General features: G+C 40.8%; 21 protein-coding genes. 2 read left to right on the top strand and 19 right to left on the bottom strand.

Annotated features, from left to right (window positions below):
• Positions 1-581 precede the first annotated feature (581 nt).
• Entirely contained in the window at positions 582-2,645 is a 2,064-nt protein-coding gene (locus WMZ97_RS04555; RefSeq protein WP_343270891.1) for a penicillin-binding transpeptidase domain-containing protein, read from the top strand.
• A gap of 69 nt (positions 2,646-2,714) precedes the next feature.
• On the opposite strand, the gene WMZ97_RS04560 is transcribed toward WMZ97_RS04555, so the two are convergent.
• The 19 genes from WMZ97_RS04560 to WMZ97_RS04650 all read right to left on the bottom strand — a co-directional run bounded on the left by WMZ97_RS04560 (position 2,715) and on the right by WMZ97_RS04650 (position 20,226).
• Complete coding sequence (locus tag WMZ97_RS04560) at positions 2,715-3,155, bottom strand: IDEAL domain-containing protein (RefSeq protein WP_343270892.1); 441 nt, start codon at positions 3,153-3,155, stop codon at positions 2,715-2,717.
• A 169-nt stretch (positions 3,156-3,324) separates the two neighbouring features.
• Positions 3,325-3,771 (bottom strand): IDEAL domain-containing protein, encoded by a 447-nt coding sequence (locus WMZ97_RS04565; protein WP_343270893.1) that lies wholly within the window; start codon positions 3,769-3,771, stop codon positions 3,325-3,327.
• Positions 3,772-3,943: 172 nt separating this feature from the next.
• Complete coding sequence (locus WMZ97_RS04570; protein WP_343270894.1) at positions 3,944-4,969, bottom strand: hypothetical protein; 1,026 nt, start codon at positions 4,967-4,969, stop codon at positions 3,944-3,946.
• Positions 4,970-5,637: 668 nt separating this feature from the next.
• Complete coding sequence (locus tag WMZ97_RS04575; protein WP_343270895.1) at positions 5,638-6,888, bottom strand: Rpn family recombination-promoting nuclease/putative transposase; 1,251 nt, start codon at positions 6,886-6,888, stop codon at positions 5,638-5,640.
• Between the two features lie 171 nt (positions 6,889-7,059).
• Positions 7,060-7,836, bottom strand: a complete 777-nt coding sequence (locus WMZ97_RS04580) for an ABC transporter permease (RefSeq protein WP_343270896.1) — start codon at positions 7,834-7,836, stop codon at positions 7,060-7,062.
• Positions 7,833-8,783, bottom strand: a complete 951-nt coding sequence (locus WMZ97_RS04585; protein ID WP_343270897.1) for an ABC transporter ATP-binding protein — start codon at positions 8,781-8,783, stop codon at positions 7,833-7,835. Before WMZ97_RS04585 ends, WMZ97_RS04580 begins: the two co-directional genes overlap by 4 nt.
• A 186-nt stretch (positions 8,784-8,969) precedes the next feature.
• Positions 8,970-9,323 (bottom strand): DUF779 domain-containing protein, encoded by a 354-nt coding sequence (locus tag WMZ97_RS04590; protein WP_343270898.1) that lies wholly within the window; start codon positions 9,321-9,323, stop codon positions 8,970-8,972.
• An 88-nt stretch (positions 9,324-9,411) separates the two neighbouring features.
• Positions 9,412-10,935, bottom strand: a complete 1,524-nt coding sequence (gene adh, locus WMZ97_RS04595; protein WP_343270899.1) for an aldehyde dehydrogenase — start codon at positions 10,933-10,935, stop codon at positions 9,412-9,414.
• Positions 10,936-11,527: 592 nt separating this feature from the next.
• Complete coding sequence (locus WMZ97_RS04600; protein WP_343270900.1) at positions 11,528-11,710, bottom strand: cold-shock protein; 183 nt, start codon at positions 11,708-11,710, stop codon at positions 11,528-11,530.
• Between the two features lie 277 nt (positions 11,711-11,987).
• On the bottom strand, positions 11,988-12,746 hold the full coding sequence (locus WMZ97_RS04605; protein ID WP_405027658.1) for a Cof-type HAD-IIB family hydrolase: 759 nt from the start codon (positions 12,744-12,746) through the stop codon (positions 11,988-11,990).
• Entirely contained in the window at positions 12,746-13,936 is a 1,191-nt protein-coding gene (locus tag WMZ97_RS04610) for an MDR family MFS transporter (RefSeq protein ID WP_343270902.1), read from the bottom strand. The genes WMZ97_RS04605 and WMZ97_RS04610 overlap by 1 nt, the downstream gene beginning before the upstream one ends.
• A gap of 96 nt (positions 13,937-14,032) precedes the next feature.
• Positions 14,033-14,527 (bottom strand): DUF1648 domain-containing protein, encoded by a 495-nt coding sequence (locus tag WMZ97_RS04615; RefSeq protein WP_343270903.1) that lies wholly within the window; start codon positions 14,525-14,527, stop codon positions 14,033-14,035.
• Positions 14,528-14,647: 120 nt separating this feature from the next.
• A complete protein-coding gene (locus tag WMZ97_RS04620; RefSeq protein ID WP_343270904.1) occupies positions 14,648-15,178 on the bottom strand; it encodes a nucleotidyltransferase family protein in 531 nt (176 codons plus the stop codon).
• Positions 15,175-16,128 (bottom strand): 5-oxoprolinase subunit C family protein, encoded by a 954-nt coding sequence (locus WMZ97_RS04625; protein ID WP_343270905.1) that lies wholly within the window; start codon positions 16,126-16,128, stop codon positions 15,175-15,177. Before WMZ97_RS04625 ends, WMZ97_RS04620 begins: the two co-directional genes overlap by 4 nt.
• Positions 16,129-16,138: 10 nt before the next feature.
• On the bottom strand, positions 16,139-16,927 hold the full coding sequence (locus WMZ97_RS04630; RefSeq protein WP_343271093.1) for a LamB/YcsF family protein: 789 nt from the start codon (positions 16,925-16,927) through the stop codon (positions 16,139-16,141).
• A 43-nt stretch (positions 16,928-16,970) separates the two neighbouring features.
• Positions 16,971-17,705, bottom strand: coding sequence for a 5-oxoprolinase subunit PxpB (gene pxpB, locus WMZ97_RS04635; RefSeq protein WP_343270906.1), 735 nt, complete (start codon positions 17,703-17,705; stop codon positions 16,971-16,973).
• 103 nt (positions 17,706-17,808) lie between these two features.
• Complete coding sequence (locus WMZ97_RS04640; RefSeq protein WP_343270907.1) at positions 17,809-17,973, bottom strand: hypothetical protein; 165 nt, start codon at positions 17,971-17,973, stop codon at positions 17,809-17,811.
• A gap of 283 nt (positions 17,974-18,256) precedes the next feature.
• Positions 18,257-19,471, bottom strand: a complete 1,215-nt coding sequence (locus WMZ97_RS04645) for a CynX/NimT family MFS transporter (protein WP_343270908.1) — start codon at positions 19,469-19,471, stop codon at positions 18,257-18,259.
• A gap of 653 nt (positions 19,472-20,124) precedes the next feature.
• The gene (locus WMZ97_RS04650; protein WP_343270909.1) at positions 20,125-20,226 is read right to left on the bottom strand and encodes a putative holin-like toxin; all 102 of its coding nucleotides are present in this window, start codon (positions 20,224-20,226) and stop codon (positions 20,125-20,127) included.
• Positions 20,227-20,664: 438 nt separating this feature from the next.
• Here WMZ97_RS04650 and WMZ97_RS04655 point away from each other — a divergent pair, with 438 nt between their 5' ends.
• Complete coding sequence (locus tag WMZ97_RS04655) at positions 20,665-22,158, top strand: APC family permease (protein WP_343270910.1); 1,494 nt, start codon at positions 20,665-20,667, stop codon at positions 22,156-22,158.
• The last annotated feature ends 22 nt before the right edge of the window (positions 22,159-22,180 follow it).

The following is a 22,180-nucleotide window of genomic DNA, read 5'->3' on the forward strand; positions in this document are numbered from 1 at the left end:
GAAATACCTGTAAATGAAATTGTAAGACGCCAATAAGCAGCACACACCATGTCGCAATCGTTCTTTTAAAGTTACATTTTGTATCTTATTAAGAACAATTAATTAGATTATAAGTAATTTGCCCCATATTGAAAAATACTAAATTTGGTCAAATAATGCGTAATTAGCTATGTTTCCTTCAATTTCCTTCTGATATATCCTGTTTCCATACTGATTTAGTTTATTTGTGATTTTTATATAATGAAACTTCATTCAGTGGGACCGAAGAACAGGACGTGGCGTTCTTAGCCCGTCTTTCCTCCTTCAGATAATGGAGCACAAAGGCTAAATTCCCAGGACTGAATTGCAGCGCATTCGTGACATGTGTCGTGCAGGCTAAGAACAGAAAATGAACCTTTGTCATGCAGTTGACACCCCATTTATCTTTTTTAATTTCATCGAGATTAATGTGAATGAGTAACAAAAGAATAGAAAGATATGTTTTTCAGAATGAATTCCTTATTTAGCGATGTGCGAAGATAAAGAAAGTGTTAAAATAGAAGCAAGTCTATTGTATGATATAGAAGCTTAGGGGGATATATATGAAAAAAATAATGATGATTGTATCCATATTTTTATTTTTCTTTCTTCTGAGTGCGTGTTCAGATAAGGGAGCATCACCACAGGATCGATTGGATACCTATGTAAAACAATGGAATGATCAGAACTTCAGTAAGATGTACGATATGCTTTCGGATAAATCAACGAAAAACTATCCAACAGATCAATTCGTTGACCGCTACAAAAAAATATATCAAGACCTTGGTGTATCAGACTTAAAGGTTTCCTATAAAAAGTTAGATGAAGACAAGCTGGAAGATGCAAAGGACAATGGAAAAGCAACCTTCCCTATAACCGTAAAAATGAACACAATTGCCGGACCGATCTCATTTGATTACAAGGCCTCCCTCATTAAGGAAGCGGAGAATGACGATGATGACAAGGAAAATTGGTTCGTACAATGGGACCCAGGCTATATTTTTCCGGAAATAAAGGATGGTGGAAAACTTAACATTCAAACCGAGCAGCCTAAACGCGGGGAAATCCTGGACCGAAATAAAATGCCATTAGCATTAAATGATACCGTTCACGAAATTGGTGTGATTCCTGGCAAACTGGGAGATAATCCAGAGCAAATGAAAGAGAAAATCGCTGGACTTCTCGATATGTCCGTGGATAAACTTGATGCTAAGTTAACTGCTGATTGGGTTGAACCCGATTTATATGTCCCGTTAAAAGAAATTCCTAATTCAAAAGAAGATACCCTTAATCAACTGTTACAGCTGGAACCCGTGATGACACGTGATGTGACAGGAAGGGTCTATCCTTCTGGCAAAGCAACTGCACATTTAGTTGGCTATGTCGGTAAAATCACAGCCGAGGAATTAAAAAAGCAGGATCCAGGTGAATATACGGATAACGACATGATTGGTAAACGCGGCCTTGAACAGCTCTATGAAAAACGATTAAAAGGAGAGCCGGGTGTCACCATTAACGTAACATATGAGAATGACGAAGACTCAGCTACCAATGATGATGTTGTCTTGGCAGAAAAGTCGGTAAAGGATGGGGAAAATATTCAAACTACCATCGATATCGATATTCAGGAGAAAATTTATAAATCGTATGATGGAGCTGCGGGCACAGCGGCCGCAATTGATCCGAAAACCGGAGAAACACGGGCACTTGTTAGCAGTCCCGCATTTGATCCAAACGATTTTCTTTACGGGATAAGCGAAAGTGATTTGAAAAAAATGCAAGATGACCCAGCCCAGCCATTACTCAATCGCTTTTCGGCCACATTTGCACCAGGATCGGTTATGAAACCAATCTCTGCTGCAGTCGGCTTAAAGGCTGGCAGTATTGTTCCAGGTGAAGGGGTCGAAATCAATGGGTTGGAGTGGAGTAATGGTAAAGGATGGGGCGATTACAAGGTTCATCGCGTATCTGAATCGAATGGACCGGTAGACCTTACCGATGCATTGGTCCGTTCCGATAACATTTATTTTGCCATGAAGGCAGTTGACATGGGAAATGAGACATTCGCTAAAGGTTTAAAACAATTTGGATTTGGCAAGGATTTTCCGTTTGAATACCCGATTAAAAAATCAACAATTTCATCAAGCGGAAAATTTGATGATGAAGTACTGTTAGCCAATACCAGCTATGGACAGGGACAAATTCAAATCAGTCCCCTACATTTGGCAGCAGCTTATACGACATTTTTAAACGATGGAAACATGCTCAAACCAGTATTACTGGCTGATGAAGAAACGAGCCAAGTGTGGAAAAAAGAGCTTATTTCAAGTGATCAGGCAAAGGTTATCCGTGATGCGTTACGCAAGGTTGTTACTGCTCCACGAGGTACCGCCAAAGCGGCTAACACTTCCGACCTTGCCATCTCTGGTAAAACCGGAACAGCCGAACTTAAAAAGTCAGCTGACGAAAAATCAGGTCAAGAAAATGGCTGGTTTGTCGGTTATCCTACCGACGACAAAGATATCCTGATCGCCATGATGATGGAACAAACGCAAGACAAAGAAGGCGGCAGTGGAATCGTAGTTAAAAAAGTTACAAAACTGCTGAAGGATTTGCATAAGAAATAAAAGACAAACGACCCCGGATGTCAATTTCATCCGGGGCTATCTTTCTTTTTAATTTGAAATGTTCTGCAGCTAAAGACGATGAACCAACTTATAAAATGATTCTTCATCTCTTTCGTCCAATGAACGATCAATCAATCTCTTAATATTTTGTTGCTCTAACTCATCCATAATAGCGCTGATGTTAAATTTATTATCTTCCGCGGCCTGTAAATCTACCAGATAATAAGGACCGGCAATGGAGTGAAGCTGTATTAAAAACTCGGGAATAAATGTTAGGTCAGCCATCGCTATATGTATGATTTCCTTCCCTTTCTGAAATGCAAACATATCCTCCATATTCTTTATCTTCTTCGTCTTTCGATTTATCGTAATTTCCTTCGCATCAACAGGAACAAACTTGTAAACGGATTCGTCAATACTAATTGTAAAATACTGATAGGCCAATATTATATGGACATAATCTGAATCAACTTTAATATGATAAGGTTTCAGTTCTTTTACAGTAACCATTTGTTTTATCACCCTTTACATCAGATATTATAATGACGATTCCCTTTTTGTAAGCGTTTAAAACTCTTTTTAATGGGAGACATTTCTTGGTTGAAGTTTGTGTCGTCTTAATCAAATGAATAGATTACTAAAAGGCGAGAAATGTCTCCGACAAGCCCATTTCGTTCTGTTATTTAGAAACAAGCAATGGGACTAATGTATGAAATAGCGCTTCATCTCTTTTATCTAGTGCTATATCAATTAATCGCTTAATGTTTTGCTGTTCTAATCCTTCAATGATGGCAGCGTTTTCATTTATGTTTATATTGATTGGTTCATGGGATTTCATATACGGTTCTGTTATCTTTTTTAATTCTGTTTGAAAATCAGGAAGAGATACAAGTTTAGTCATAGGAATATGGATGATATCCTTCCCCTTTTGAAAGGCGAAATTAGCTTCGATATTATCTACCTGCTGTGTATTCCGGTTAATACGAATTTCTTTTGCTTCATTTGGCACAAAATGATACAGTTGATCTTGGATTGACACAGTGAAATATTGATAGGCTAAGATAACTCGGACATGCGCTTCATCTGCTTTAATATAATAAGGCTTCAACATCTTAACCGTAACCATCGTAAATCCCCCTTTCAGTTTAATTAAACTCATAATTTTCAGTTAACTAATTTTACACAATTTTTATGGAAATATCAAGTATAATTTTTTCCAAATTAGTTTTCTTTCGTTTTTATACGTTAGCCAAGCAAAAATTTTGATCTTTGCCTGGCTAGCGTACTTATTTTTGGGTTTAGAGGTACCATGTTTCAACCAATGTATTCAGTTGCTTTTTACTCGGTAGTGTGTACATTTTTTCAGCTTGATCACGATAAGAATCCGCTTTTTGCAAATCCTTTATCCCCTTTTTCATGTACGACTTATAACGGTTAGTTAATTCTGTTATCTCCTTGGAAAATTTTTCATCCGTACCCGGAGTAACAGCTTTCTCATATAAGTCAATGACATTATCGGATTCACGGTTTGGAAAAAATTCGTGCGGATCAGTGCTGTCAAAAATGCAAAAATCAAGCTCTCTAACAATCACCATATCTATACCCCTCGGGTCAAAACTGCAACGATATTGTTCAACATCAAGTCCTATCGTTGTCGCTGCATTGACTACTTTTTTCATAAAAGTAGATTTCCCTGTACCTGCACGCCCTTTAATATAACATACATTTGATATCTTCTGAATGATTTCAGGCACAACATTTACGGCACCTTCAGGAGTATTTGTGCCAAAAAGCCGCTGGCATATTTCGCCCTCTTTATCATGTTGCGTCTGGGACGGGAGAATATCTCGAATCAAGTTGACTGCGAGTTCATCGGCCCGCTTGAAATCCATATAATCAATGTAGATTTGTTCTAATTTATCGTGGATAGAAAGTCCTGTGGCAAAATTTTCGTACGACATTTGGGTTGCGCTTTGGATGTGTTTTTTTTCCTGGAGTTGCGCACCTACATCTGACGGGAAGTGTTCTTCTAGTTCAATAACCTCCGAATTCACGCTTGTAGGTGCTATCTGATCGATTACTACAGCCATTGATTCCTGTCTTAAGATGACACCATCCAAGTATTCACTGCCAAGCGGGCTTAATAAAATATCCAGATTGTTCGTTGCTTCATATTTTTTAATTATATGCTTCAAGACACTCGTCTTAACACTATCTGAATCATGTTTAAGTACAATTGTACGTTTAATACCCCTTATGTTTGAATCGATAAAGTTCAAAAATCCCTCTGCGGTGTTACCGGAAACATAATATCTATTTGTCAATGTGACACACCCTTTTTTAAAATGTGGTTAGTTAATTATATGTAATCAGCCTAGGGTTAGTGCAAATATTACGATGTTTAACGTGTAAGATAGGGGAAAGAAGAGGCTGCTGTGTTTTAAAAACACATCTTGAAACGGGTTTGTCAAATAAAGTGTGTAAATATCCCATGTTGATCCCATGAAACAAGTAATTCTTTCGTATGGGCCAACACCAAAATCTATGGTGAATGAAGTGACGATTTTAATCAACCATAGATTTTGGTAAGGCCCTTTATAAATTCTTTTTTCCAAATTTACAGGAAAGTGCTGAAGCCTAACATGATAAAGTGAAACTTCATTCAGTGGGGGTTTCCTTTTCCTTTTCTCCTCCACTGAATAGTGGAACAAAGGCTAAGTTCGCAACATCATGTTGCAACGCCTTTGTGACCTGCATCGTGCAGGCCCGAACCGAATCGGGCCTTTGTCATGCAGTTGACCCTCACTTATCTTTTTTAGTTTCACCTCAAAATCTTAAAGTGGGGGTCTTACTGTCCGTTAAGGCGGGATAAATTGGGAGTTGGAGTTCACAGTCCAACTTTTATAATCCCTCAAATTCATTGATACGGAATCTCCTTCAATTGATGTCTTAATAAGACATTTTTTCGCATCATTATTCCTCGAAACAATCTTTATTTTTGTAGATTATGATTAATATCGACAACCCTATTCTGTGAAACACCTGTAGCCTTGGCAATAGATCTGATATCCATTCCTTTGACCAAAAGTTTTCGTGCAGTTTCTTCGAGTTTTAGCGCTGTTAGTTGCTCTTTTTGTTCAACCTTCTGTTCTCTTTGTATCAATTTTTGCTCTTTCTTAGCAACATCTCGCTCTTTCTCAGCAATATCTTGTTCTTTCTTAGCAACATCCCGCTCTTTCTCAGCAATGTCTTGCTCTTTCTTAGCAACATCCCGCTCTTTCTCAGCAATGTCTTGCTCTTTCTTAGCAACGCTTTGCCCTTTCTTAGCAACGCTTTGCTCCATCGCTTCCAATTCTCTCTTCCTATTCTCCCGATCTTCTTGATCCAAAATCACTTTTAGCCTGGATTCATATGCTAAACGTTGTTCCTGTGTCATACTTAATTCTTCCCAATCATGAAAAGCGTCTCTTAGCATTTCATCATTCATGGCAATCGCCTCCAATTCGTGGTAAATATCATCATAGACTTTACTGTTACGCTGGTCTACCATTCCCAGCATTAGCAGCCACCTTGCCAGCATATCACTCCAAGGATCAAGTTCACTGTTTTTCCAAGCTTTGATCAATTTCCCCATTTCTATAAAGTGAAGTTCCATTACATCTGTCAATCGGAAAACATCTTGATCTTCAAGTAAATGGTACGTCGTATGAAAACGTTTTGTTCGAGGAAACAAATCAAAATTCAAGATATTTATCGTGATAACAGGATGCAATTCCTTATAATCCATACTCTTTTGCTGGTTAATGGTATACACCCTTGACCAGTAAAATAACGTGCGCTTAATCATATCATGTTCATTTGTGAATTGAACTTCAACATTGATTTTCTCATCATCATCCGTGGTGACTAACAAATCCAGTCTGGACTTCTTATCCCCTTCATATTCACCGCCAATTTCGATATTGGAAAACGAAATATCTTTAATTGGCTTCCGTCCTGTTTGCTGTAAAATTGCATTTAAGAAAACGACAGTAATTGCTTTATTCTTTTCGTTGCCAAAAAGCTGTTTGAAGGCATAGTCTACTTTTAGATCCATCAATCGTTCCAACGATATTCGCTTGAGCAATTCGGGACGCCTGCTTTTATGGATGCTATTGTTTATCTCTGCATAATCATTCGAGTTTTCTCTAACTAAAAATGGTGTGCTGGCGGGGCGTTTATTGTGGAGCTTGATTTGTGTCATAAGAACACTTCCTTTATGGATTTGTGGGGACTGAACGAGGAGTAAATCTAAGGAAAGTATAACATGTGATAAATAAACAAACAAGCGTTCTTTTTATTCTTTTAGGGGATTAGGATTCAGTAACAATTGACGTGTAACATGATTCGTCAAATTGTTACTGAATAGAATATACTAATAATGCCCCAGCAATCCCTTTCGCATCGCATACCGCTCACAAGCAATATAAACACCAATACCGATGATCCCGTATACAATAGTATTACCGATTAGCAACGCATAGTCGCCCGTTGAAAAATCGGCTAGTGTATAGTTGTCAATCATCACCTTCCTAGTCATATCTACACCCTTCACAAACGGTGCGATGACCATATATGGTGCAACAGACAAGGGTACAAATGTCAAACCGGCGACGATAAACTGCAGGATTTGCAAAAACGCATCAATTTGTTTAAAGATGATCGATATCCCGGCAATGACATAACTGGCTCCAACCATACTGCCAAGCGTTAACACGAGAATAGGGAGTATAGTTCCCGGATTTAAATTCAGCCATTCGCCAGCCGTCAGCATAGAAATAAACAATAAAAAAACCATTAGAATTAAATTGATAAAAATCATGCCGAATAACCTCGCTAAAAATATTCTCCAAGCCGCTACAGGGGACATATAAAGCTGTTCCAATGTCCCGCGCATCGCTTCATTCATCACTGTCCAGCCAATCGACTGCAGTGTCATCATGGCCAAGTACCAAAATACATAGTTAACGATAATGAATTGGGTATTTGTTCCAGCTTCAGCAGGATCACCAATAATTTGGATCCCAAAGAACATGCCAATGAAAATAATGTAAAATGTAAAAAGCAGACTCAATGTATTGGCTAAATATCGCTTCATTTCTATATATTCCTTTTTCGTATTCACCCGTAAAACATGCCAAAATGCGATCATGAAGCAGCCTCCTTTTTCACTAGTTTCATAAATACCTGTTCAAAGTTCACTTGCGTTTGGTTAATCGTTTCAATAGGGGTTTGATTCTGTTTAAGGATTTCCATTAAGTCATATATATCCTGACCCTGTCCCAGACTCACGTCCAATGTTAATCCGTCTAGACTATGTATGGGAAATTGCCGATTACATGCCTCTTGCTGCTCTATAGTGAATGCCTCTTTTAACTGAATTCGATAGGCTGTTGACTCAAACAAACGCAGCAACTGATCAACTCGTTCATTAACAATCACACGTCCTTCATTAATAATAACCGTACGCTCACATAAATCCTGTATCACCGGCATGTCGTGTGTACTAATAATGATTGTTTTACCATCACGGGCAATTTTTCGTAATAATTCACGGACTTCATAACCCGTTTCCACATCCAACCCTAATGTGGGCTCATCTAGTAAAATAACATCGGTATCCGCTAACATAGCCACGGATATTGCAAGTTTTTGTTGCATCCCGCGTGATAGGTTATTAACCAATTCATGCTTTTTATCTTGGAGCCGGAACAGGGTTAGCAGTTCTTCTACACGTGTTTTTATTTCTCTTTTTGAAAAACCACGGTTTCCAGCGAAGTATTCCAGGTTTTCTAAGACGGTCAGACGCCAATACAAATTACGATTTCCTTCTAAAACAGCACTAATGTGACGCAATGCCTTATTGCGCTGCTTGACACTGTCATAGCCATTGATGGTGACCGTGCCTTGATCGGGTACAAGTAATCCGCAAATTGTCTTAATTGTGGTCGTCTTCCCAGCCCCATTTGGCCCTAATAATCCAACTATTTCTCCTTTTGTAACGTGAAATGAGACATCCTTAACTGCAATAAATTCTGCTTTGACTTTTCGCTTTTTATATTTTTTGTGAATGTGGTTCACGGTGATGATATTTTCCATGTATGTAATCCCCTTTCCATTAATTCACTTCTTATTCTATCGATTTTTCTGAATAAAACATCGGTAATAAGATGTTTTCTATCTCCGCTTTAAGACGTAGTTCAGCTCCTTCCTTTTCTAGACGGGAAAGAAAAAAGCCATGCGAAGGCACTGCCTCCACATGACTTCATAACGCTTTTACCAAGCTTACGTCCGTTCTTTTCGCTCTTCGTCAGTAAACACTCGTGACCTTGTCAAAAACCGTTTTCCCTCAGGGCCTTCTAAGGAAAACATGCCCCCGCGGCCGTCAACAGCATCAATAATGAGCTGGGTATGTTTCCAGTATTCATATTGATCCTTTGACATATAAAAAGGAGTATCACCTATATGGCCAAGCAACACATCGGAATCGCCGACAATAAACTCATCTCTCGGATAACACATAGGGGAACTGCCATCACAGCAGCCACCCGATTGATGAAACATTAATGGACCATGAATATCTTTAAGCGTGTTAATCAGTTGTAACGCATCATCCGTAACCGTTACACGTTCAACCATGGTACACACCCTTTCATTTTAAAATAAGAAAAGCAGGTCATTGACGTCTTTCGTATAAGGTGCTTCCTTCCCCCTGTAAGCACGATATTTAAAATAGCCCCGCTTTATCTTCACTATAACTGATCAGCAGATTTTTCGTTTGCTGGTAATGGTCCAGCATCATTAAATGATTTTCCCTGCCGATTCCTGATTTTTTATAGCCGCCAAACGCTGCATGGGCTGGATACTGATGGTAGCAATTTGTCCAGACCCGTCCCGCTTCAATAGCGCGACCAAATCGATACGCTGTATTCATATCTCTGGTCCAAACACCAGCTCCCAATCCATACAACGTATCATTAGCAATTTTCAATGCCTCTTCGTTATCCTTAAAGGTCGTAACGGACAAAACAGGTCCAAAAATTTCTTCCTGGAAAATACGCATATCATTGCTTCCCTTGAAGATGGTTGGCTTGATGTAATAACCATCAGACAGGTCTTCATCAGCTAATTGATTCACTTCTCCACCGACCAGCACTTTTGCACCCTCTTGTTTTCCAATATCCAGATACGACTTAATTTTTTCCATTTGTTCGGCAGAGGCCTGGGCACCCATCATCGTGTCCGTATCAAGTGGATGGCCGATTTTTATTTCTTTAACCCGTTTGACAGCCCGTTCCATAAAATCATCATAAATTGATTCATGAACCAACGCTCGTGATGGACAAGTACAAACTTCCCCTTGGTTTAGTGCAAACATGACTAATCCTTCCACAGCTTTATCGAGGAATCCATCATTTTTATCCATGACATCGGCAAAGAAAATATTTGGGGATTTACCACCAAGTTCCAGTGTAACAGGAATAATATTTTCTGAAGCATATTGCATGATTAGTCTTCCTGTTGTCGTTTCACCTGTAAAAGCAATCTTGGAAATACGACTGTTGGTTGCAAGTGGTTTCCCAGCTTCTAACCCAAAGCCATTGACAACATTAATGACACCGGCAGGAAGCAAATCTTTAATTAAGTCAAGTAGAACGTGAATCGAAGCTGGTGTTTGCTCAGCAGGTTTCAATACAACGCAATTCCCAGCTGCTAATGCCGGTGCGAGCTTCCATGTTCCCATTAAAATCGGAAAATTCCATGGAATAATTTGGCCGACCACACCAAGCGGTTCATGGAAGTGGTAAGCGACCGTATCATTGTCAATCTGACTGATTCCACCCTCCTGTGCACGGATCGCACCTGCAAAATAGCGAAAATGATCAATTGCCAGCGGTATATCGGCGACAAGACATTCTCTGACAGCTTTTCCATTATCCCATGTTTCCGCTATGGCTAATGTTTCCAGGTTTTCCTCCATCCGATCGGCAATTTTGTTCAGTATATTTGCTCGCTGTGCTGGAGAGGTTTTTCCCCAATCATCCTTCGCTTTATAAGCAGCATCCACAGCCGCCTCCACATCTTCTTTATTCGACCTGGCAATCTCGCAAAATACCTTCCCTGTCACCGGACTCACATTTTCAAAATACTTGCCACTCGCAGGTGCCCTGTACTCACCACCAATGAAGTTATCATACCGTTCCTTAAAGGATACCTTTGCGCCTTCTGTGTTTGGATTCGCATACCTCATTTAGATTATTCCTCCTCATTTTTTGCAAGCGTTTTCATTAAGGTCGTGCTTAAAGATGTCATGATGCAAACTTGTCTACTTATAAGTATAACATTACATTCCGAATTATGCCAATAATCAGGTTGTACTTTCCTGTGCATTTAGGAAACTGGATATTGCATATAACAACAGATCTTACATTACGGATAAAGTGAAACTTCATTCAGTGGGGGTTTCCCTTTTTCCCCCACTAAATAGAGGAACAAAGGCTAAGTTCTCAGGCGTCTGAGTTGCAACGCCTTTGTGACCTGCATCGTGCAGGCTGAGAACGGAATCGGACCTTTGTCATGCAGTTGACCCCCACTTATCTTTTTTAGTTCCACCTCAATATCTTGAAGTGGGGGGGGGCTTACTGCCCGTTAAGGCGGGATAAAAAAAGAAAACAAGTCCGATGTTGGACCTGTTTTCCAGTGCTGAAGCTTTCTATTATTTTTAATTAAAAAAAGCTGCCGATCAGACATCTTCACCAAAACCCATGAACATAAAAAAAGACTTGTTTCGTTGATAAATACGAAAACCTTCAGCAGTATTTACCATGTGAAAGATTGCCAATTTAACTCAATTCTGGAAGTACCCGAACTTCCCTTTCCATGGATGAATGACAAAGTGGACATTCTGGTTCTTCCTCAAAGCTATAGGACTCGCGCATCCATCCCTGGCAGTCTTCGCTTGTACATGACCAAACATTGGTTTCTACTTCTGGAACCGGTTCTTTTGGTCCGCGTGAAAATGACATGATAGCAACCCCTTTCGTGATACTACATCCATTATACCCCTTTTCAGAACACAAAGAAAGGGCAGGTCATTTATGCCACAATAAGGGGCTCCTTTTTGAGAGTGCAGTATATCGGAATTCACACACTAAATAGCATGCCAATCACACCTTGGTGAGAGTCGCTTGACTAGTTTTTCGGCTTAATTTTGATTTTCATTCCCTTGATGACGTTTGTATCGTCATTTAGCTTCAATTAGGCTTTTATTCCCTTGATAAAGGTTTTTATCGTTAATGCTCTTTAAACTCTTGGTTCCTCACTTAACACGAACCGTTCAATTGCTTTCGCTACACCATCCCGATTATTTGTATCGGTTATGAAGTCGGCTACTTTCTTGATCGCCTCTTGGGCATTACCCATTGCCACACCAGTTCCAGCTTGTTGGATCATTTTAATATCATTCAAACTGTCACCTGCTGCCAAAACATTGTCCATCGTAATGCCGAGCCAGTCACATACCTTAGCAAGCGCTGTTGCTTTATTGACCCCGGCAGGATTTACCTCAATGTTAATAGGGTTAGAATTCGTTAGTTCTAACTCCGAATGGTGGGATAGCTTTTGGACGAGTTCGTTCAGTTTATCTTCATTATGGGAAGAAAAACCAATCTTCAGCCATTCATGATCGTAAAAGTTATCCGGGCGATTGTTATACCAAATATCGTCTGTGGACACCATCCAGCAATCCAAATCATTTTCCGCACCAAGTCCCCACATCATCTCCAATAACTGGGCATCAATTAAGTGCCGATCCTTTAGTTCTTTCGCAACCGTCCAAATTTCGCCTCCGTTAACAGTCACTAAATAAGATGATAAACTTAATGATTCGGCAAACGGGTGACACGAGCTAATCCAGCGCCCGGTACTTAATACAACGTGTACTTCCTTCGCAAGTGCCTGTCTAATAACTTCCCTAGTGTGCTTGGTTATCTTTTGTTCACTAGTTAGTAATGTTCCATCCATATCTAATGCCACTAATTTAACCTCTTGCCTGTTATCCATCATGTACGCTCCCTATTCCATGTAGTTGGTTTTCGAATACCTCTGTCATATAAATAAGTTGTCAAAAACGGAATCAGCATTAATCCTAATAAAATGTAGAACAGTAACTGAATATGGAAGATATCGACAATTAACCCGCCAAACACTGGTCCAACCATCCTGCCTGCTGCACTAACACTATTGACAAATCCTTGATAAAACCCTGCCCGACCTTTTGGAGCAAGCTTGCTCGCAATCGTTGGTACCGCTGGCCACATCAACATTTCCCCAACCGTAAGAATAACCATGGCTACAGCGAACATGGTAAATTTCTCTGCAAACATGGCAATGGTAAAGGAGATAAATAATATTGCATTGCCGATATATATATGTGCCTTTGGCGAGGCAACTTTTCCTGTTACCCATTTTACCAAAGGCTGTCCAATAACGATAAGGAAACCATTTATTGCCCACAGCTTACTGTACTGATTCAACGCAATACCAATATCCTGTGTATAAGAAGCAATGGTCGATTGCCACTGGCTATAAGCTATCCATGCGACAAAAAATCCGATACACAATACAATTAACGCTTTAAAAGCGGACATATTTTTTATCTTGCCACTTTGTTGAATAATCGTCGTATTCATTTGTCGATCTCGTTCTTGATCAATTCCTCTAAAAGCAATGAATACAATCTCGAAGAACACAGCGAATAAGGAAGCATTCGCAATAAATATATAATCAAACGAAAAACTTGCGACATATCCCCCTAGTGTTGCTCCAAGCGCCACCCCTAAATTTTGCGCAACATAAATCGCATTAAATGCTCTCCGTCCACCTTCTGGCCACACCGATCCAGCCATTGCGAACATGACAGGCCAGGTAATTCCAGTCCCAAATCCAATCAATACAAGTCCAATGGAATATGGCAAAATACTATGATTAAATGACAAAAATATCGCTGCACTTAACGCAAGTCCGGTTCCATAAAGGATGGTCCGATACGCGCTGAATTTATCAAACAGCATACCGCCGATTAAATTACCAGCAATTGTTGCCCCTTGGTTAAACATCAAAATGAACCCTGCAAAAGCTAAACTTCTGCCGAGCTCATTATGCATGAAAATGGTATTCAACGGCCACAGAAATGAACCGCCCGTAACATTGATGGTCGTCGCAATCACTAACCCCCAAATAAATCTAGGCACGACCTCATCTCCTTTTTCACGTACTCGATTAGACTATTCTAATCGATTTGCTGTGTGGAAGCAATGAGGGCGAATCACCTTATTTAGCCAAGTGACCTATCGCAACTGCCGCATTCGAACCATGAATATGATTACCGTGATCAATGGGACAGCAATAATGGCTATAATCGACCAAACTCCAAATGTATCATGTCCTTGCGCTGCGCGTACGGTTTCCCATGACAAACTTGTAAAAATAGCCACTGTTTCCACATTTATAATGGTCACAAACAAACGAGCGGATTGATACAAGCGAGCGACATTTTCCTCGGTGATTTCACCTGGAAAATTAAATGTGTGTGGTGCTTTGCTGATAAAATAAAGCGGGACATATGTAATAACCGCAATAATCGGTAGTAGAAAAACAGTTGCTTTATGTCCCCAGCCATCCACCTCCCCTTTCCCATTGAAATGGGTGGGAACAGTTTCCGGCAGACTGCCATATGCAATCACAACATAAACCACCGATTCGACCAACATCAAAACGGCTAGCACATTTAAAAAATGAACCCGTTTATCGGCCGGCAGATCAATTTTTGGATGCTTCCCCAATATCCTCATCCTCTCCGCAAAGGATTTTTCTGACCTCATGATACACTAGTTTGATAGCTTTCACCATATCCAAAAGAAATTTCAACCTTCCCCCATTACTAGTTTCGGCCAAATAGCCTGTCAGTTCTTCTTGACTAAACAATCGTAATATACCTGCATTCGTTTTTCATCCGTTAAGAAGAATGGCGTGGGGCGGACTGTTAATTTTAAACAGTCATTTATACCATGTGGAGCAGCTAGCACGACACGGTCGTACCTATCAAGTGACAGCCCGAGTGATGTTACTGTCTCCGGAAATTTAGCGATGGCATCTACTGAAGACCGATACGGGGCAATACCATTTGCAATATGCATTCGCGCTTCGTTTTTCACAGACCATGGATAGCCTGGGGCTATTTTTCTGATAATTGCTTCAAAACGCTTTTCTGTCGCTTCCACGATATCCTGTTCATCAAAATAAATCACATCAATATCCTGAAGTGGTGTTCTTTGTTTGTAATCATGCAGCACATCCCAAATTTTCGACCTTACAAACCCAGCACAAATCCACCAATCTGGCAGCTGTAATGTTTTTGCGGCATATAACGCTTCCATCATCCACGTATCTTCGTTGATCATACGAATAATTGCTTGTTGGGTTAATTGTTTCATTTGCCAACCACCAAGCCTGCACGAAATAATTCCAACCGATCAAGGAATGCTTCCATATCGATGCGTTGTTGTTGCGCTTCTTCTACTGAAATGGGATAGAAGCGAATTTTCCCTTGTGGTGGAAGTTGTGCAATGTTGGACAACTCCGTCGAAATAACGGTACCGATCCGTGGATAGCCGCCAGTCGTTTGCCGGTCTGCCATCAAAATGATTGGTTGACCGTTTGGTGGTATCTGGATACCGCCAAACGGGGTTGCATCTGACCAGACATCCCCAGTTGCAGACATGTGGAAGTCATCAGCCGTCAGCCTGTAGCCCATACGATTGGAATTAGCCCCTACTGTAAAAGTTGTCTGATAAAACCGCTGCCGGTCCGCTTCGGTAAAAAGATTGGCATGGGGACCTTCAATCACGGCAACATCGATCTCCTTCTGATAGGAAGGAACCATCGTTTTCATAAGACCAATTCCACAACAGGTTATAGCAGGATTTCCCACTAACGTCTCTCCTTTAATGAGTACACGCCCGAAACCACTATTCATATCCGTTGATTTACTTCCAAACATCGTCGGTGTGACAAATCCACCTGCAGCAGCAATATAGCAACGAACACCAGCCTGATAGCTACCAAACGTCAGACGATCACCTTTTTGCATCACAAATGATTCCCACATGGGTATAGACTGGCCATTAACAGCAGGATTAATCGCCGCTCCTGTAATTGCCATGGTAACTGGTTGGCGTGCCTCTAACTCTGGGCCAATTAGGGTTACCTCTAAGCAAACTTCGTCACGTTTATTTCCAACCAGAATATTGGCAATTTGCAATGCATAGGTATCCATTGCACCGGCAACCGGAACTCCAAATCGCTGGTATCCCTTGCGCCCCATATCTTGCATGGTTGTTAACACACCTGATTTATGTACAGTAAAAATATTTTGATTGGTCATTCGTATACCTCTATTCCAGCTTCCAAGCAGCATTATCTTTTTCAATAGCCCGAACCGTAATACCTATTTGTTCCAGTGCTTTTCGTAATTGGCTGGCAAATGCGACAGTATGGGCACCATCTCCATGCAGACATATTGTATCTGCTTCTATGTTAACCAATGTTCCATCAATTGCTTCCACAACGCCATCCGTTATCATCCGTTTCACTTGACGGACAGCGTGACCCGCATCCTCAATAACTGCCCCCTTCTCTCCTCTAGGAGTTAAACTTCCATCTGCCTGATACGTTCGATCGGCAAAAACTTCCGAAGCCACACGTAACCCACAGTCTCTGCCTGCTGTCAGCAATTCACTCCCAGCTAAGCCATATAAAATTAACGAACAGTCGATATCATGAATTGCTTGGGCAATCGCTAATGCCACCCTCCTATCTTTTCCCGCCAAATTATATAATGCGCCATGAGCTTTTACGTGCTGCATTTCCAAATGATGTACCTGGCAAAAAGCCTGCAGTGCGCCAACCTGATAAACTACTAACCGGTACACCTCCTCGACAGAATAGTTGATCATTCGCCGGCCAAACCCGTGTAAGTCCGGAAATCCAGGATGTGCTCCGACGGCAACCCCATGTTCTTTTGCCAATGCTACCGTTCGATCCATAACATCAGGGTCCCCTGCATGACCGCCACAGGCGATATTTGCTGCGGTAATATACGACATCATTTCCTCATCCCTGCCAATCGTATACCGGCCAAAGCTTTCTCCCATATCACAATTAAGATCAATGCTTCTGTTCATCATTCCCCATCCTTTCCACTAACTGCCCTAGGTTTGAAATTTCCTATTCCATCAATTTCTCCTCCACATTGAACGTACCATCTGCAATGAGTCGCTCAATTTCAGCAAACGCTTGTGTTGAAATGTGATAAAATTGCACCCGGTCACCTGCATGAAATAAGAAAGCACCCTTGGTTTCCTGCTGATCAAACAACTTAAGCGGTGTTTTACCAATGATATTCCATCCTCCAGGTGAAGGTAGCGGATAAATGCCAGTTTGCGCGTGGGCAATGCCAACCGATCCGGCCTCAATACGCTTTCGAGGTTCATTCAATCGTGGGGTAGCAATCTGTCTATCCATCCCGCCCAGATAGGGAAACCCGGGTAAGAAACCGAGCATATAGACAAGATAATCGTTCTGTTGATGAATGGTGATGACCTCATTCTCTGATAATTCGTTATGATGTGCAACGCGCCCTAAATCAGGTCCCTGTTCACCACCATACAAAACAGGAACATAAATACGTCGGGATGGCAGCACATAATCATCCCCACCAGTCCAGGCAATATACTGTAAATTTTTATGAATATCTGCATATCGCATCTGTATCGGCTGATAATAGATTGTCACCGAATCAAACGCTGGCACCCATTCCTCCACACCGTCAAGTTCCAGTTCTTGCAGCCGCCTGCAAAAGGCATTTATTTTACTATTTAAAGATGGTGAAACTGCCTGATGAAATTGTACCTTAACAGCAGTATCACCAATCGGTTTAATGGAAACATTCGCTTTATCCATTCTTCTCCCCCCAAAAAAGATCCTATAACGTAAGTCGAAAAGGCAAGCATACGCAAATCGTTGCTTCTTATTACTTGCAGGAATCTCATTTACATGACTATGGTTATCGCTTCCGTTTTCGATAGCTTTTGAAGGGTATGGTCAATAACAAGATGATTACGCCTATAATTAATAGCACATAATGGATCACCATTGTATTTTCCTCAAATATGTAATAGGCTCCAATGGCTGTAAGAATCCAGCCAATGGCTTCGAGCAGCAGTCGCATGTTACCACCTCCAGTTTTTTGTTAACTATATCCCGGAGTCAGCTTGGTTGCCGTTCCTAATCGATTGATGCATTTACTCCTAGGTCGATGTTTTCACCATATCGGTTGATGTTTTCGCCTCTAAGTCAATGTTTTCCCGATATCAGTTGATGTTCTCGCCTCTGGGTCGATGTTTTCTCGATATCGGTTGATGTTCTCGCCTCTGGATCGATGTTTTCTCGATATCGGTTGATGTTCTTGAGACCAAGTTGATGTTTACATTCTTAGGTTAATGCTGCACTCATTAATCCAGCACATATTTATCCCGCCCAGCAAATGAGCCAAAAGCTATAACAACGAATGCTACACCGATAAGCGTAATCAGTGGTATTGTCCAATTATGGGTTATATCATATAAATACCCAATAAAAATAGGTCCAATCGCTGCCAGTAAATACCCGAGTGATTGAGCCATCCCCGATAGCTCCGCGGCCTGTCTTGCATTCTTGGAGCGCATTCCTAAAAATGCAAGTGCTAGTGGAAAAATCCCCCCAAGCGCAATCCCAATGAAAATCACGCTAACGATCATGGCAGCATAGCCGTTACCGAACAGCAATCCTCCATACCCAGCGATTGCAAAAAAAGCAAGTAACCAAACAAGCCAGCCCTGCGATTTTGTCCGCGCCGCAAGTACCGGAACAAGGAAACTAAAAGGCAAACTGATCACCTGCATAAAGGACAACATCCATCCCGCCGTTGCAATACTAGCACCATAATCGCGGATGATCTCAGGTAGCCAGGAAATGGTTACGTAAAATAAAAACGATTGGAACCCCATAAAGCAAGCAACTTGCCATGCCAATGGCGACCGCCAAATTTGATTATTCTTTGATTTGACAAATTCCAGATCCTGCTGGTCCTTACCTCTTCTCCCTTTACTAAGATATATCCAAATAACAATGCCGATTACAGCCGGAATTGCCCAGACCAATAAAGCAATTTGCCACCCAAGTCCAAGCCCTTTTGCAATCGGAATACTTAATCCTGATGCAGTTGCAGCAATCGCTCCCATTGCCGTGGAGTAAATACCTGTCATTACTTCTACTTTTTTTGGGAACTTCTCTTTAATGACACCAGGCAAGAGCACATTGCAAAAGGCTATCCCCATTCCAACAAATAAGGTTCCAACGTATAGTAAGGTCACAGACGTAACGGAACGAACAGCAATCCCAAAGAGTAATAAAATCAATCCAATTAATAATGCTCGTTCATTCGAAAATCGATTTCCCACTTTTGGTGCTATCGGAGAAACAAACGCAAATGCGAGTAATGGTAAGCTTGTGATGATTCCGACACTCCAATTGGAAAGTCCAATATCATCGCGAATCATCCCAATCACTGGTCCCACGGATGTAATGGATGGGCGTAAATTAAATGCCACCATGATAATACCTGCAAACATAAGAAAACGATACATCCGACTTATCTCTTTTTTCGTATTCGAGTTAACTACATCCACAACGTATTTCCCTCGCTTTGCATAAAATAACTGTTCCTATAATAGCATATCCACAAGCTGAAAAGATACAATCGGGATGGGAAACCTGCTTGATATTTAAATAATTCGCAATTTGATGGAATTATCACCGAATAATCCGTTTTTCATTTCAGTTCGTCGTTTGAGAAATATTACCCAGGAAATATCCATTTATCCACTCTTAACGGACAGTAAGACTCACACATCAAGATTTTGAGATGAAGCCAAAAAAGATAGGTAAAAGCAAGAGCAAACTGCATGACAATGGTTCGATTCTGTTCGGGCCTGCAAGACGCAGGTCATAAAGGCGTTGCACTCAAACGTCGGCAATTTTAGTCTTTGTTCCCTTGTTTCAGTGGAGGTGGAAAGAAAAGCTCACTGAATGAGGTTTCTTTTTATTGTATGTCAGCTAGTTTACAAAATCCCCTTAAAGGATCAGAATAAACGGATTGATTTGGAATACGTTCATATTTCTTTTCAATCCCGTTTTGTGTGGTATACTATAGGTAGAAATATGCATATACTGAAAAAGACCACAGCTGCAACTGTGGCCTCATGATAAGCGGTTCCCCCAGGGGATCAGCTATCCTGGAATAGACCTCTCCCAAGACATGCTCTAGGGTTAATAGGGAGGTCTATTTTTTATTGATCATGTTTAGGACGAGGGTAAGCAGCGCCAGCAAAAATGTGCCAAATGTAAACACTACCATCAAAACCTCAAAAGTGCTCAATGGCATCACCACCTTATCAAAGGGCTAGCCGACCGATCCCCAAAAGAACATTATCTTATTCCTAGTATAGCACAAATTCTGATAATATAGCCATAAAAAACAGAACATTTGTTTGTAACACTATTTACTTTTCCTAGTTTTATTCACGGGATGACTTACTTTCCATGTGTGCTATACAATACAAAGCTAACATGCTTGTATAATTTATTATATGCCGGGGGTTATTTGGGTAAGCATTGCATTTGTGGGGTGTGAGGGGTGGAAATTCTTATTAAAACATGAAAGTAGTTTACGTCCAAAGGTTGCGTTTATAGAAATTCACCATAAATTTTATTTTATATTACAATAATCAAAGTTTGTCGAATATATTGATCAAACTGGTCCGGACGGTTACAATAACAAACAATGACAACGTTTACAAAAGGTGAAGGAGAGGATTTGTATATGGCAGAGCGTGAAGAACTGCAAAGGACGTTAAAGCCTCACTGGGTGTGGGCAATAGCCCTGGGATCGTCAATTGGTTGGGGGGCATTTGTGCAGCCGACCGTATGGATGCAGGATGGTGGACCGTTAGGGGTTATGATTGGTTTTTCTATCGGAGCATTATTAATGATGCTGATTGCCGTTAGCTACGGATTCTTAATTCAGAGTTTTCCCGTATCAGGCGGGGAATTTGCGTACGCATTTGTTAGTCTTGGGCGAACTCATGCCTTTATATGTGGCTGGTTTCTCACCTTAGGGTATGTTTGCATTGTTGCCCTTAATGCTTCTGCGTTTACTTTAATGTTTAAATTTGTTTTCCCAAAAGTGATCGAGAATTTGCATATGTATCAAATTGCCGGTTGGGATGTATATGGGACCGAGGTAATTATTGCCAGTGTGGCACTTCTCCTGTTCGGTTACATGAATTTTCGTGGTACAGGCCTCACTGGTCGAATGCAATTTATTTTCTGTTGCATCATGCTTATCGGGGTATTGGCGATAACCTTGTTGGTTGGCGGAAGTCCGGAGACGTCGTTTGCGAACATGCAACCATTGTTCCCAACTGGTACAACCTCGTTTGCTGCCATTATCTCAATCGTTGCTATTGCACCATGGGCTTTTGTAGGTTTTGACAATGTACCACAGGCTGCTGAGGAATTTAACTTTTCCACCAAAAAAGCATTCAGTCTAATCGTCCTAGCTCTTTTCTTTTCCGGACTCCTATATGTATTTATGGTTGGAGTCACAGCAATGGCAACTCCTTGGGACGCGCTTGCTGCTCAAAACAATCTCTGGGGAACTGCGGATGCCATTACCGGCGTACTCGGTACATTTGGCTTGGTTATACTTGTAACCGCACTTTGTATGGGTATTTTTACTGGATTAAATGGGTTTATCATTTCATCAAGCCGTCTGCTTTTTGCAATGTCACGTGCTAAAATACTGCCTGATATGTTTTCCAAAATTCATCCTAAATACAAAACACCGTATGTCAGCATTATTTTCACCGTTATTCTGGCAATGTTTGCCCCATGGTTTGGTCGTGAAGCATTAACATGGGTAGTTGATATGTCCTCTATCGGTGTGTCGATTGCCTATTTTTATACTTGCTATACCGCCTTTATTATTTTTAAATGGTCGATGGATAGTGGATTTAATCCAAGTAAACATGTAATTTCGCCCGTAAAGAAATTCTTTGCACTAGTTGGAATGCTAGCCAGTATAACGTTTGTATTGCTGCTGCTAATCCCTGGTTCTCCAGCATTCCTTGGGATCCAATCCAGAATTGCTCTAATAGCCTGGATCGTTCTCGGAGCAGTATTTTATCTGGCTAAACGCAAAGAATTTAATAAAATCCCTACAGAAGAATTGAATTATCTAATCCTTGGTAATAAACAGATTCAAGTAGAAGAAAATAGAGAAGAATTAGATGACGTGGAAGCTGGGAGTAAATAATGTAAATTGTTGGGACAGAGGT

It is taken from the genome of Lentibacillus songyuanensis (assembly GCF_039548255.1).
GTDB classification, from domain to species: Bacteria; Bacillota; Bacilli; order Bacillales; family Amphibacillaceae; genus Lentibacillus_C; species Lentibacillus_C songyuanensis.